This window comes from Methylobacterium adhaesivum (assembly GCF_022179065.1).
GTDB lineage: Bacteria > Pseudomonadota > Alphaproteobacteria > Rhizobiales > Beijerinckiaceae > Methylobacterium > Methylobacterium adhaesivum.
Map to the genome: position 1 here is coordinate 56662 of NZ_BPQD01000025.1, position 13162 is coordinate 69823.

12 protein-coding genes and 1 tRNA gene are annotated in these 13162 nt (G+C 61.4%); 3 read left to right on the forward strand and 10 right to left on the reverse strand.

Annotated features, from left to right (window positions below; all coding sequences use genetic code 11):
- Positions 1-92 precede the first annotated feature (92 nt).
- From MFF01_RS16660 to MFF01_RS16675, 4 genes are all read right to left on the reverse strand, one after another.
- On the reverse strand, positions 93-575 hold the full coding sequence (locus tag MFF01_RS16660; protein WP_238227156.1) for a hypothetical protein: 483 nt from the start codon (positions 573-575) through the stop codon (positions 93-95).
- On the reverse strand, positions 565-1455 hold the full coding sequence (locus MFF01_RS16665) for a ParA family protein (RefSeq protein WP_238227157.1): 891 nt from the start codon (positions 1453-1455) through the stop codon (positions 565-567). The genes MFF01_RS16660 and MFF01_RS16665 overlap by 11 nt, the downstream gene beginning before the upstream one ends.
- A gap of 277 nt (positions 1456-1732) precedes the next feature.
- Positions 1733-1966 (reverse strand): hypothetical protein, encoded by a 234-nt coding sequence (locus tag MFF01_RS16670; protein WP_238227158.1) that lies wholly within the window; start codon positions 1964-1966, stop codon positions 1733-1735.
- Positions 1967-2048: 82 nt separating this feature from the next.
- The gene (locus MFF01_RS16675) at positions 2049-2681 is read right to left on the reverse strand and encodes a 2OG-Fe(II) oxygenase (RefSeq protein WP_238227159.1); all 633 of its coding nucleotides are present in this window, start codon (positions 2679-2681) and stop codon (positions 2049-2051) included.
- A gap of 184 nt (positions 2682-2865) precedes the next feature.
- Here MFF01_RS16675 and MFF01_RS16680 point away from each other — a divergent pair, with 184 nt between their 5' ends.
- The gene (locus tag MFF01_RS16680) at positions 2866-3162 is read left to right on the forward strand and encodes a hypothetical protein (protein ID WP_373319794.1); all 297 of its coding nucleotides are present in this window, start codon (positions 2866-2868) and stop codon (positions 3160-3162) included.
- Positions 3163-3324: 162 nt separating this feature from the next.
- On the forward strand, positions 3325-5424 hold the full coding sequence (locus MFF01_RS16685) for an ABC transporter ATP-binding protein/permease (protein ID WP_238227160.1): 2100 nt from the start codon (positions 3325-3327) through the stop codon (positions 5422-5424).
- 6 nt (positions 5425-5430) lie between these two features.
- Here MFF01_RS16685 and MFF01_RS16690 read toward each other — a convergent pair whose 3' ends face one another.
- Genes MFF01_RS16690 through MFF01_RS16700 form a run of 3 tightly spaced genes read right to left on the reverse strand, consistent with a single transcriptional unit; the run spans position 5431 to position 7022 of the window.
- Positions 5431-6147, reverse strand: a complete 717-nt coding sequence (locus MFF01_RS16690) for an LrgB family protein (RefSeq protein WP_238227161.1) — start codon at positions 6145-6147, stop codon at positions 5431-5433.
- Positions 6144-6539, reverse strand: coding sequence for a CidA/LrgA family protein (locus MFF01_RS16695; protein WP_238227162.1), 396 nt, complete (start codon positions 6537-6539; stop codon positions 6144-6146). Before MFF01_RS16695 ends, MFF01_RS16690 begins: the two co-directional genes overlap by 4 nt.
- Positions 6540-6554: 15 nt before the next feature.
- Positions 6555-7022, reverse strand: coding sequence for a tellurite resistance TerB family protein (locus MFF01_RS16700; protein WP_238227163.1), 468 nt, complete (start codon positions 7020-7022; stop codon positions 6555-6557).
- 231 nt (positions 7023-7253) lie between these two features.
- Here MFF01_RS16700 and MFF01_RS16705 point away from each other — a divergent pair.
- Positions 7254-7329: transfer RNA gene (locus tag MFF01_RS16705), tRNA-Thr, on the forward strand.
- A 403-nt stretch (positions 7330-7732) separates the two neighbouring features.
- On the opposite strand, the gene MFF01_RS16710 is transcribed toward MFF01_RS16705, so the two are convergent.
- From MFF01_RS16710 to MFF01_RS16720, 3 genes are all read right to left on the reverse strand, one after another.
- Positions 7733-8512, reverse strand: coding sequence for a class I SAM-dependent methyltransferase (locus tag MFF01_RS16710; RefSeq protein ID WP_238227164.1), 780 nt, complete (start codon positions 8510-8512; stop codon positions 7733-7735).
- Between the two features lie 105 nt (positions 8513-8617).
- Complete coding sequence (locus MFF01_RS16715; RefSeq protein ID WP_238227165.1) at positions 8618-10801, reverse strand: glycosyltransferase family 61 protein; 2184 nt, start codon at positions 10799-10801, stop codon at positions 8618-8620.
- A 363-nt stretch (positions 10802-11164) separates the two neighbouring features.
- Positions 11165-13156 (reverse strand): matrixin family metalloprotease, encoded by a 1992-nt coding sequence (locus tag MFF01_RS16720; RefSeq protein ID WP_238227166.1) that lies wholly within the window; start codon positions 13154-13156, stop codon positions 11165-11167.
- Positions 13157-13162 lie beyond the last annotated feature (6 nt).

Here is a 13162-nt window from a genome sequence, read left to right on the forward strand (position 1 = left end):
TTCAAGCGAACGATGAAACGAGGGGCCACCGCAGGGTGGCCCCTTTTTGTTTTCGTGAGCGGCGCTGGGTCCGACGGGTCTCGTGTGCCCGATCAGCCTTTCGCCTTGCGCTTGCCTTTGCCCGCGGGCGGGTCGTGGTCCCGTCCGTCCCAGCGCGCCCCGAAGGCGCTGGACCCGAGGGCGCGAAGCACCGGGGCCTTGGGGCGGGACGGCGCCCGAGGGGCTCTCGCCGGCACGCCCTGGGAGCAGGGCGCGGCGCCCCCGGCCAGGGCGACGATCTGGCGGCGCAGCCAGTGGACGGGAGCGGTCTTTCCATCGGGATGGCGCGGATCGAAGCGCGCTACCAGCGCCCGCGCTTCGATCTCCGTGAGGCCGTCCACCACGAGGGTGAAGGTCGCGTGTCCCAGGATGTCGTAGACCTGTCTGACGCCGGACAGCGGGAAGGACTTCGCCTTCAACTGCCGGATCACGAGGGCACGGGCGATCCTCGATGCCTCGTCCCGGATGTCGGGAAAGGCGCCCGGCATTTGACCGATCGCCCTGAGGAGGGCGAGGCCGTCCGCGTCAAGCAGCATGGAAGATGCCTTTCACCTCGTCGACGAGGGGACTGAGGACGGCGGAGATGTAGGGGCCGTACTTGCCGACGAAGGTCGGCGGCACGGCGCGCGGCATCAGGGCTTCGGCCAGGGAGGCGGCCTGGGGCACGCGGGTGGCGAGGAGGCGGAACCCGGCATCGCCCGCTTCCGCCTCCGCTTCCAACCGGGCGAGGATATGCCGGTGCTGCCGGACCTGCTGCTGGAACCGGGTCACGAGGATATGCGGCGGGCGCCGGGACTGCAGGTTCTCCTCCTCGTCCCATGCCCAGAGCGTCTGCACGAAGGCGTCGAGGCCGTAGGTCGAGAGGTAGTCGGGGATCGAGGTGACGAGGACGAGGTCGGCACCGCGGATGGCCACTTCGGTCATCGGCGAAAGCCCGGGCGCGCAATCGAACAGGATGTAGTCGTAAGCGCGTGCCAGGGGCCGGAACTCACTCGCGAAGAGCCGACGCAGCTTGGCGTCGATCTCCTTCATCGACAGATTCCGGGCGCTCAGCGTGTAGAGGATTTCCCGCTCCACCAGTCGCAGGTGTGGTCCTGCGGGAAGAAGGGACAGCGCGAGGGGGCTTCCCCGATGGGTCGTGATGCTCACGCCGGCGCGGATGCGCGCCTGGAGCTGCGGTTTCTCCCGGATGATCAACTTAAGCGCGAGGTAGGCCTCGAGGGTCCGTCCCTTGGCGATGAGGTCTCCCAGAAGCGCTTCGCCGGCCAGGCAGACCGAGACGCTCGCCTGGGGATCGAGGTCGACGATGAGCACGCGGGCTCCACCGGCAGCCAAGGCTTCGGCCAGCATGATGACGGTGGCGGTCTTGCCGACCCCGCCTTTCATGTTGGCGACGGAAATCAGTTTGCCGACCATACTCCGCGATCCATTCCAGGCCCGTCTCGACGGAGCCGACTTCCTCTTGTTGAGGTGGGAATTTCAGGGGATCCGCAGGCTAAATCGTAAGGTGGATTGTGGGGGGAGTCTTCTCTGTTGGCTCGTACGGCTCGATAATTGCTGTGCAAATGGGGCCGGATCGATGGCGATGAGGCCCCCTGCGCGCAGCGAACCCCCCTGTGCGGTTGACGGCGCCGGCTCTTCAACCTGAGTGGCCGGCGCCTCCGCCATGTCCTCGAACGGCGCGGACGCGCGTTCAGACAAGCGCGAGATCGTGGGGTGCGGCGTCCGGGAAGATGCGGCCGAGGCTCGCGGCATCGAGATCATAGAGGCGCTGGAACAGCCCCCCGAGCAGGGCACGGTAATCCGTCAGCACGGGAAAGTCTCGGTTCTGGAACAGGTTGGCTTCGTCGGCGCGGGCCGGACCCGCCGCGACGTATCCTGCGAGGATCGCGCACCGGAGCATCGAACGCGAGCGGGAACCGGCCACGGGCGCTTCTCCCAAGACACGAAGTCCGAGACCGCCGCGCGAACGCGGCGGAGTCATGAAGGTTTTCCGACGGCAACCGGCCTTAGCGGCCGAAGATGCCCTTGAGAAATTGGGCGGTGCGGTTGCGCTTCTTCTTGCGCTCCAGCTCGGCCGCGTCCTTCACCCAGGCGACCTGCACCACGCGGCGCTCACCCTCGAAGGGCTCGTGGCCGTGCCAGGAATTGTCCGACCGCAGGAAGGCGAACATCGTGCCCATGGTGGGCGGCACCTCCACGGCGAAGGGCTCGTAGTTCTTGCCGTCGTAGAGAACTCGCAGGCGCCCGGCCGCCGGGGCGTCCCAGGCATCGTTCATGTAGACGAGCAGGGTCATCACCTTCGATGGTCCGTCCGTGTGGATCGAACCGTATTTCGGCTGGCTCTTCTTCATGATGGTGGTGAGGCGCGGGCACGACACGAGATCGATGCCGAACTTCTCGCCCAGGATGCGGGAGAACTCGTCGCTCTCGAGTTCGTCGATGAGCGCCTTGAAGCGCCCCTTCAGGGCGACCTCGTCGACGGTGAGATAGCCCGGCTTGGCGATGGCCGGAAAATCCTCGCGGATCTCGTCGATGGCGGCCCGATCAAGGACATCCGTTCCGAGGAAGAACGTATAGGGCTCGCGCGACAGGGGGGCGCTGCGCACGGCCTCGAGGTTGAGAATGGAAAGGCCCGACATCTAAACTCCACCCTGGTTGAGACCGTACCGTCACGTACGGAATGTGTGCCACTTTCGCGCAACGGTCGGTGGATAGAGCCGAGGATTGCGGCGACCGGACGGCAAGACGGGGGCTAGCCCTTCCCGCGCCTGCCGGAAACTGCCATGCTTGGGCTCCCGATCATGCACGGAACGGCCCCCTCCCATCGTGACGCGACGCCTCGCCCTTGCCCTTTGCGCCGTCCTGGCGGTGCCGGCGAGCGCCCAGACCCCGGGTATCACGAGCCGCATGATGTGCACCGACGCCATGGCGTTGGTGAAGCGCCAGGGGGCGGTCGTCCTCGATACCGGCCAGGCCACTCACCGCTTCGTGCGCGACCGCAGCTTCTGCGAGATCACCGAGATCGCCGATCTGCAGTTCGTGCCGACCCGCGACAATCCCGAATGCCCGATCGGCTATCGCTGCCGCGAGCCGGGTTACGGCGATTGGGACTGGCAATAGGTCGCCCGCGCCGCAGGGGATCACGGCCGAGGACTTTTATCTCCGTACGCTTTCCGGCGGCCACGATCTCGCCACGACCCGCCGTCACTGCCGTCGTCGCCCGCGCATCGGTCCTTCGACGGTGACGCACGGGCGTGACGACGAGTGCGGGGAGACGAGCACGTGGGCGTATTGAGGACGGGCCTCGGCCTGCAGGCCGCCGTGACGGCTTTGTTCGCGCTCGTTCTGCTGGCGTTTCCCGGTGACGCCGCGCCGCCCCTCTATGTGTCCCTGAGCGGCCTCGCCATGGCGGGCATCCTGCTCGGTTCCGGCAGGATCTCCGCCTATCTGAAGATTTTCATCTCGGTCTACGGCATCGGCTATCTGCTGTTCGCCGGCGCCAAGCTCCTGGCGGCCCTGGGGCTGCTGCCGCCAACCTTGGCCGCCCTGCTGCCGCCCGCCTTCGCCGCCACGGGCGCCGTGGTGTTCGCCGGCATCGTGCTGGGCATCTCGCACCTGAAGGCGATCCGGGCGATCACGCTCATCGCCGATCCCTACTTCGCCAACGGCGACGTACCGACCCGCGAGATCGGCCTGTTCCGTTGGTTCGGCCGCACCGAGGGAAAGATCGGCCAGCGCCTCGTCGCGCTCTCGATCTTCGTCAGCTTCGCCGATGTCGCCCTGACCCTGCGGTTTAACTTCTGGTATCGCGATCTCTACAACGCCATCCAGGAGTACAACCTCGACGCGTTCTGGTATCAGATCCTGTGGATCTTCGTGCCGCTGGCAATCCTCAACGTCTGCATCGGCATGTTCGACCTGTTCGTCGACCAGTCCCTGCACATCCGCTGGCGGACCTGGCTGACCCGCAGCTTCTACCAGCGCTGGCTCGGGGACGGCACGCATTACCGCATCCCCTTCACCGACGAACACGCCGACAACCCGGATCAGCGCATCCAGTCGGACGTGAACGCCTTCATCTCGCAGACGGCGAGTCTGTCGATCCGCCTGCTGTCGCAGGCGGCCCAGCTCGTGTCGTTCATGGTGATCCTCTGGACCCTGTCGCGGGATTTCGTGCTGCCGTTCACCGATACGGTGGTGCCGGGCTTCCTCGTCTGGGCCGTCATCGCCTACGCCGTCGTCGGCACTTGGCTCGCCCACCTCATCGGCAAGCCGCTCATCGGCCTCGACTTCCGTCAGGAGCGCGTGGAGGCGGATTTCCGCTTCTCCCTGGCCCGCAGCCGCATCTACGGCGAGCAGATCGCCCTCCTGCGCGGGGAGCGCGCCGAATCCGTGCGGTTGCAGTCCCTGTTCGACGGGATCATCGAGAACTACGTGCAGATCATCTTCCGGCGCATCAAGCTCATCGCGTTCTCGTTCGGCTACACGCAGGCGAGCACCATCGTGCCCCTGGTCATCGCGGCACCATCGTACTTCGCCAAGAAGATCACCTTCGGCGCCCTGCAGCAGACGATCAATGCCTTCAGCAACGTTCAGTCGTCGCTGTCGTTCTTCATCAACGCCTACACCACGCTGGCCGCGTACAAGGCCAACACCAACCGCCTGTCGTCGTTCAAGCGCGCCATGACGAAGGCCGAGGCCATGGCGGGGGCCGGCTACGGTCTCGCCCAGTCCAATGCGTCCGGGAACGACGTCACCGCCGAGGGCGTCACCCTGGCGTTGCCGGACGGCCGCGAGATCGTGACGGCCGACCGGTTCACCCTGACGCGCGGGGGCGCCACCCTGGTCACCGGTCCCTCGGGCTCGGGCAAGTCGACCCTCTTCCGGGCCATCGCGGGCATCTGGCCCTTCGGCCAGGGGCGGATCGCGGTACCGCCGGGCCAATCGGCCCTGGTGCTGCCGCAGCGCCCGTATCTGCCCCTCGGGACGCTCCGCGGCGCCGTCGTCTACCCGGCCACAACCGACCAGTTCTCCGACGCGGCGATCCGCGACGCCCTGGTGGCGGCGCAGCTGCCGCAGCTCGCCGACCGGCTCGACGAGGTCGACGCCTGGGATCAGCGCCTCTCGGGCGGCGAACAGCAACGGGTCGCCATCGCCCGCGCGGTGTTGGCCAAGCCCCAGTGGCTGTTTCTCGATGAATCCACTGCCGCCCTCGACGAGCCGAGCGAGGCGGCCCTCTACCGGATGCTGCGCGAGCGCCTGCCGGAGACCACCATCGTCTCCATTGGCCACCGCTCGACCCTGCACGCGCTCCACGACCGCCGCATCGACATGCGGGCCGGCGCGGATGGGCGGTTCGTGCCGACGCCCGTCACCGGTTAGCGAGAGCTACCTGAGGAAACTCACGGCGATGGGGGCCAGCATCGCCGTGACAAAGGCGTTGAGCCCGAGGGCGATGCCCGCGAAGGCGCCGGCCACGACATCGACCTGAAAGGCCCGTGCCGTGCCGACCCCATGGGCGGCGAGCCCGGCGGCGAAGCCCCGGGCGCGCATATCGCGGATGCGTAAGGCGTTCATCAGCGGGGTCACGAGGATTCCCCCGGTCATGCCGGTCAGCATGACGATGACGGCGGCGAGCGTCGGATCGCCGCCGAGGCCCTGGGCGATGCCCATGGCGACGCCCGTGGTGACGGATTTCGGTGCCAGGGACACGATGACCTCGCGCGGCACCCCGAGGAGGTGGCCGAGGGTGAGGGCCGAGGACAGGGCCACCACGGAGCCGACGAGGAGCGCCGCCAGCATCGGGGCCAGGGCGCGCAGGACCGTGGCGCGGTACTCGTAGAGGGGGAACGCGAGGGCGACGGTGGCGGGCCCGAGGAGGAAGTGGACGAACTGCGCGCCCTCGAAATACGTGGCGTAGGGCGTGTGCGTCAGTTCCAGCACCGCGGCCGTGAGAACGATGGCGATGAGCACCGGATTGGCGATGGGGTTGCGGTTCGTCGCCGTGGCGATCCGGTCGGCCACGACGTAGGCGACGAGCGTCACCGTCAGCCACAGGAGCGGGGTGCGCGAGAGATAGACCCAGACGGCGAAATCCCCGGTCACGCCCCCTCCCCCGGCCGCAGGCGGCGCGCCACCCAGACGAAGGTGAAGGCCGTGGCAGCCAGCGTCGTGAGGGTCGAGACCACGACGATGACGGCGAGCGCCGTTCCGTTCGCGGCGAGGACATCGAGACGCCCGACGATGCCGGCGCCGGCCGGCACGAACATGAGCGAGAGGTTGGCGAGAAGCCCGCGCCCGGTGCCCTCGAGCTGCCCGTCGACGAGGGGCCGCGGCAGGATGCGGGCGGCGCCCTGCGCGAAGCGATCACGCACCGCGAGGAAGACCAGCAGCAGCCCCATGCCGATGACGGGCCCCGGCACCGGAATGCCGGTGACGCGCGCCAGAACCTCTCCGAGAAGCTGAATCGCGAGAATCAGCGTCAGGCCGACGATCATGGTGTGGATCCGCCCCTACGGCAGGGCCGCGAGGGGATCGCCGGCGCGGGCGAGGAGGATGCCGGCCTCGTCGAACCCGAGAAGGCCGCCGAGGCGCCAGACCAGGGCTTCCTCGAATTCGTGGACCGTGCCGTCGGCTCCGGCCACGGACCAGGCCATGGCGAGGAGCCGGGCCTTCTGTTCGTGTCCGGCCTCGTGGCCGATCACCTCGACGAGGGCCGCCATGTCGCGGGTCTGCGTATCGTACGCGGCGGCCCGCGCAATGAGGGCCTCGGCCTCCCCTCGCGTCGCGGCGAAGCGCCCCTCAACGAGGCGGGCGAGGCGTTCGGTCTCCTCCGGGGCCAGGATGCCGTCGGCCCGCGCCACGTGGACGAGGAGCGCGATGGCTGCGAGGCGCTCGTCCGCCCCCTCCACGGCATCGGTGGCCTGCCCGAGCCCGAAAGCGTCGGCGGCATAGGCACGCAGGCGGGCGATGAGCGACATGACAATTCCCGAAGAGGCGATGCCGGACCCTGAAAGCCGGCCCCGCCCCCGTCAAGCAAGCCGAGCCCTCTGGCCTGCCCTGCCCGCCCATTGCCGCCGCGTAGTGGCGCCGCTGCATCGCTCGCCGCGCACGACACCGTCGTCGCTCTCGCCGTCTTGCCAACCGGCCGCTGGCTCGATATGAACCCTCCCAACGACGCCGCGCCGACCCAAAGGTCCGCATCGCCTCGTGCCGCAATAGCTCAGCTGGTAGAGCACCTCATTCGTAATGAGGGGGTCGGGGGTTCGAATCCCTCTTGCGGCACCAATTGCCTTTAGAAATTGTTGTTTCGACGTTGGCGGCCTCGCGATAGCTCAGGTACGCTGCCCCGAGGGCTATCCCCGGGGCGAAAGTTAATTAAAAATGTTTATACATTTACGATCGAGATTTGGATACCGCAGAGATCTCCATGGGTGCTGTTTTCGGGTAAATTATTGCCAATCACATGCCTTATATTTCCATTTTCGTTGAAAACGTATTGGACTTCGACTTTCAATTTATTTTGAAAATCGGAGCGAATTCTGACGGAAACTTCGGCGAAAGTTATCATTTCACTGCGCGAACCTAGAAATTCTCCCTCAGGCATCCAATCTGTCCACTGTCCTCCAACAGTTTTGGCGCGATATTCAAGACAGTTATTTGTTGAATTTATTTCAAATCCTTGAATCGGCTATTGTAGTCCTAGATTTATATATCCATTTGGAGAATAAATATCCCCAATATTTCTCACGTGAGCATAAATCGATGCTTGAAGTGCTCCGTTTGAGTCAATCGTAGAAATAGGTTTATTCTCTACTGCCATTTGAATTCGAGGTTTCATTCTTTTTTTAATAAGGCATGCTCTTTTCGCGAACGAAATTAAATCAATGTTTCTACCGTATGTTGTTAAAAAGGCATCTTCTTGGGATTCAATGTCGACCTCTTCATCTCCGACTCGAAAATCAACTAATTTTTTTACATAATCAACAAATGATATTGTGGCGACTCCTTTGTAATGTGAATATCTCTCCCCAAAATTCGTTTGTAGATCTTCAGCAATGTAGTATCCCCCATCTTTTACAAACGGGAATAGCGTTCGAAGGCTGGTAATTTGATGTTCCCACATATGAGAACCGTCTTCTATAATCACATCAAATGGGCCATGTTTCGAACCTAGGTATACTAAATCCTCTAAATTTGATTGATCAATAATCTCTATCTTGGTTCGATCTTTCTCAAAACGTTTGGACGCTTGAACAATATCTGCTCCTACAATTTCCGCATTTGGAAAATAAGCCTCCCAAACCCTAATTGACTTGCCATTTAGGACGCCAATCTCAAGCAACTTTATTTTTTTGTTTCTTAGCGGAGCAAGAAACATTTCGTAAAAATTTAAAAAGTTATGATCGATTGAAGATTTATCAGTCTTGAAGTGAACTCCAATCTCATCAAGCGATTTATTTGATAGCATCTTTGATTTTTCCTCATGCTGACAAAGTGGGGTAGCGCAGCTTATCGATTGACTTATTTGCGGTACCAATTTTTCTTCTGCCGGGCAACGTTAAAAATTTCATATCTATAATTTGTATTTTGGATGAAGTGAGAAAAATTCATTTTTTGTCATAAGATTTTGTCCTAGTTGTATTTTGTCCCCTACCCAGACAGGCCAGCCCTGGAAATCGTAGTTGGTTCGATCTGATCGCCAAATTTCGATCATCTGAGCAACGCGACGCTGGTTTTCTGAAAATTCATTCGGAGCGCAGGGGCCATGAAGCCACGAGTTGCCGATCGAAACATCCAAATTTTTATGAAGAAGCAGAGGCTCGAAGCCAGCCATGTCGGCGATCCAAGAAAATCCGCCTTCAAAGAAGTAGCGTGATACTCCGGTTCCATCGAGAAGGTTGTTCTCGAAAAAGCGGTTGTCCGCGCTCCCGAGAAAGTTTCTCAGGGCGATGCCGGTGAGCCCGAAGAAGGTATAAGTCGCAACGTATCCGATCGGTTGGTATCGGCTCGGAAAAATGCTTTGAAGATAGGCGATAACAGGCTCGTTTGGGCCAGCTGCTGGCATTGGGAGTGCAGGAAAAGCGCCATGGCGTGTAGGCTCACACCGGGCTTCGACCTCGGTTCTGCGCGACCAGAAGTTTTGCTCGATAACAGCGCGGAGGGCTTCTGCGTTCTCAAAACGTTGATGCGATGCCCCCTTTGTATGACCAAACCAGTAAAATTCGTGATTGGCACGCGTTGCTCGCAGGGTTCGTAAAGCTGCTTGGAAACCTGCAACGTCTGAATTTATGCTCAGGTTTTGAGGGACTTCGCATACAACGATGTCAAGTCCAGATTGTGCGAGCATCACCCGCCAGCGTTCGCATGAACCGGTATTTACGCCAACGTAGACCGTACAATCGGCAAAATTGCGTCTTAAAAGGTCAAGGTAGTAATCCCCAACAGCTAAGCCGACGTCTGTTTCTGGTACGTAAGACGACAATAGGACAGCGTGTCGTGCATTTGATAATCGTTGCATTGGATTTGATCGGGTTTGAATTTTGTTGAGTTTAGATCTAGAAGTAATTGAATCCCGCTCGTTGGTAACGACATCATCCCGCGCCAGCTGCTGTGGTTGGGTCGGTATACCTGTCGAATTCTTCGCAATTTGAAGCGCACGGTACAGGCGATCAAGATCAATTTCACGCCCCATTTCGGGGCTGTCTGCATCGGACGAGCAGAGAACGGTAATCTGCTGACCTCTCAATGCGGCGATCGAAACCTGCACCTGATTTGCAGGATTTAAGCAGACTACTACACTTTTGGGAGAGCTGAATATTGCGTTATGTAGCCCTGATCCATCTTCGCCGGCGATTACCCTAGCTTGCGAAAAGATTGAAATTTGCTCGTGCCACGCTAGATCCTCCGGGCTCAATACGGTAAAGCCCATCGACTCGACAAGTTCTAGCACTTGTTCTTCATTGGCGATTGACCGCGCATAGCTCGTGCTCACCCCACGGAATTTCTTGCGGGTTACATAGATTAGGTTGGGAAAAATTGTTGACGCCGTCTGTGTATCAACTACCTTCGGGTGTGTAAGTAGCCAATCGACAAACTCATTCATGATTAAATGAAAGAAGTGATCATTATGGGGTAAAGACGGGACTATCACTTCTTCAAGTAGTAGATTTTCTCGGTCTAGATCAAAATTGACCGATGTCGGGATTTCAAAATAATCCCGCATAATCTCCACAGCAAATTTTGGGGTTCCGTTGGGTATGATAAAATTGGACGACTTGTCGACGCCACAGATTTCTATTGCAATCCAAAGTCGCGGTATTATATCAAGTAGCCAGTGCCCATAAATTTGGTAGGCGTTGGACACGAATGCGACCGAGAGACCTTCAATCTTCCTCACCGGCAGGTTGGGATTGAGTTGCGGTTGCTGCCCACGATCCACGTCGTGACGAACGTATCCCGGAATAAGATCAGGCTGATCAACGAGACGCCCATCCAGGTAGGCGAACGCAAGGCCTCGTATCTCACATTCGCGCAGGACGTAGATACCGACGGAGCCGATGGTGGGGGCCATCCCTGCGAACCCCCCAAACATTCCTTCCCGGTCGGGCCCACCAGCCAGTCGATGAAAATCTGCAGGCGTCGTTTGTATGGGCGGTCGAAGCTCAACCTTAACCGCGCGCTGCTTGACAGACGACTGTTCGTTCCAGTGTGCTGCCTCGATCGCAGCAATTGCACCGTAACGCTCTGGCTTCGTCATCACTCTGTGCCACTTGTGTCGGGATTTGGATACCAGACGTGTTTAACGGTCTGGCATCGATTTGGAAATAAAGCAGCCGCACCATCGCGCCCGCCTCTCCACATGCTTTCATTCTTTGTGGCTATCCGACACTCCAAGAAAGACGTATTAACACATAGACGAGTAAAAATAGAAAAAATTGTAATTCAATATTGCGCACTCCAGCTTGTAGAAATCTTTTGATATTCATTTTTAATTTGAAATATTTTGCATAAAGATTGCTTTTTGTTTTCGGTAATGTTGGCGATGTATCGGGTTGCAATATTTATTTCTGGACATATCTCAATTATCCAAAATATCCTAATAAATAAGAAGTTGATCCAATTAAACTTCCAAGCCCGTCGCCCCACCGAGTCCCGAGAGATCCGTCACTCCGACAATCCGGATGACGCCGTCGGCAGCAGCGGTGAATCCCATATCCGCCGCCGCGTTATGCACGATGTAGGCGTCGCCCGCAAAGACCACGGCACCCGTGCCGTTCGAGTGGGTACCGTTGGCCGAGGCGGCCGTGGCCGCGAGGTCGAGGGCGGCTTGGAGGGTGGTCGGGGTGCCCGTCGCCAGTGCGAGGGACCCGCTTGCGCCGGTACCCGTGAGGGCGAGGTGGTCCTGGCCGAGGATGAAGTCGGTGATCGTCACGGCGACGGCAGGGGCATCCATACGCAGGGTGACGGTGTCCGAACCCGCCCCCGTCGCGAGGGTGACGCTGGCCTGGGCGAGGGTGCCGGGTGTGGCGGCGGCGATGCTGATGCTGTCGTTGCCGGCGCCACCGTAGACCGCGATGGCGCTGGCGCCCCCCTCGACGGCGACCGCAACGCTGTCGTCGCCGCCCGTGGCGTAGATCGTCACGGTGCCAGATCCCGAGAAGGCGATGCTGTCGTTGCCGCCGGCCGGATCGCTGGCCGAGGTGTCGCCGTAGATCACCGTCGTGCCCGTGTTGTGCACGCGGATGGCGTCGCCGCCCTCGCCGCCGAACAGGGAGGCCACGGTCCGGGTCTGGCCGGCGTCGTACACGAGGGTGTCGGTGCCCGCGCCGCCATAGACCGCCGCCACGGTGGTCGCATCGAGGTCGGTGCCCGTGCCCACCGTGATGCCGTCGTCACCGCCGTTGCCGTAGATCGTCACCCGTCCGCCGCCCGCAAAGGCGATGGTGTCGGCCGTGTCCGTGGGATCGGCCGCCCCCTGGCCGCCGAAGATCGCCGTGGCGGCGTCGGACCCGGTGTTGAAGACCCGTATCGCATCGCTGCCCTCGCCGCCGTAGATCGCCATCTTGGCGTCGAGGTTGCGCGTGTCGGCCAGTCGGATGGTGTCGTCGTCGCGCCCGCCGAAGACCGAGACGTAGCTTTGCGAGTCAAAGGCGGCGGAGCCCTGCTGCAGGCTGTCGCTCCCAGCATTGCCGAAAACGCCCCACGAGCCCTTGCCCCCGAAGGTCACCGTGTCGCCCCCGTCATTGGCATCGGCGTAGCCGAGGCCGCCGAAGATGATGTGCGTGCCGGGGGCCTGGGCCGGATCGACGACGTCGGTGATGCGCGAGGACCCCGCCCCGCCGAGGATGAGGCTGTTGGCCTTCACACCCGTGAGGGATTGACCGTCGCCGCCGATCAGAACTTCGCCGTCGGCGAAACTCACGTTGGAGAGGCCGTTCGTGCTCAGCGTCGCGCCCGTCACGGTCAGGGCCTGCACGCCGGCGAAGGTCAGGGTCACGCCGCCGTTCGCCTGGGCGGCGCTGACGAACGTCCCCGGGCTCATCGTCAGGGTCACGGGATCGGCCGCCGTCAGGGTCAGCGGCGCGGTTCCGTCAAACACGCGGTTCGCCGCGCCATAGAGGGCCCGGATGCCCTCGATGTCGGACGCCTGGAGGTCCGTGACCGTCCGGTTGAGGTAGGTGTTCATGATCGACGCCGCCCCGTCGTAATGATCGAGGCCGATGGCGTGCCCGATCTCATGGACCGCCACGGTGAAGAAGCTTGCGTTACCCTGACTGACGATCCCGTTGCCGCTCGCGTACCAGCCCTCGCCGCTGTCGAAGCGGATCGCCGCCGAGAGCATCTGGCTTCCGCGATAGCTGTAGGTCGCGTCCCCGAGCACGTTGGACAGGCCGTCGATGGCGGCAAAGCCGATGTCGATCGTTGCGCTCGTCACCGAGGCCACCTGGGTGAATTGGATGTTGGCGTAGGTCGACCAATCGGCGAAGGCTCGGGCCAGGGTCGCGACGAAGCTGGCCGGCACGGTGGTATCCACCGCCCAGGTGACTGTTCCGCCCGCGGTTCCCAGGGTGGGCGAGCCGAATTTCGGTCCTTCGAGAACGTAGTTCGCCATGCGGTC

What these genes read in the sequence shown, in the direction of transcription:
- MFF01_RS16660 (WP_238227156.1), bottom strand. Translation starts at nt 575, where the DNA reads ATGCTGCTTGACGCGGACGGCCTCGCCCTCCTCAGGGCGATCGGTCAA.
- MFF01_RS16665 (WP_238227157.1), bottom strand. Translation starts at nt 1,455, where the DNA reads ATGGTCGGCAAACTGATTTCCGTCGCCAACATGAAAGGCGGGGTCGGC.
- MFF01_RS16675 (WP_238227159.1), bottom strand. Translation starts at nt 2,681, where the DNA reads ATGTCGGGCCTTTCCATTCTCAACCTCGAGGCCGTGCGCAGCGCCCCC.
- MFF01_RS16695 (WP_238227162.1), bottom strand. Translation starts at nt 6,539, where the DNA reads ATGATCGTCGGCCTGACGCTGATTCTCGCGATTCAGCTTCTCGGAGAG.
- MFF01_RS16700 (WP_238227163.1), bottom strand. Translation starts at nt 7,022, where the DNA reads ATGTCGCTCATCGCCCGCCTGCGTGCCTATGCCGCCGACGCTTTCGGG.
- MFF01_RS16710 (WP_238227164.1), bottom strand. Translation starts at nt 8,512, where the DNA reads ATGCTATCAAATAAATCGCTTGATGAGATTGGAGTTCACTTCAAGACT.
- MFF01_RS16715 (WP_238227165.1), bottom strand. Translation starts at nt 10,801, where the DNA reads ATGACGAAGCCAGAGCGTTACGGTGCAATTGCTGCGATCGAGGCAGCA.
- MFF01_RS16720 (WP_238227166.1), bottom strand. Translation starts at nt 13,156, where the DNA reads ATGGCGAACTACGTTCTCGAAGGACCGAAATTCGGCTCGCCCACCCTG.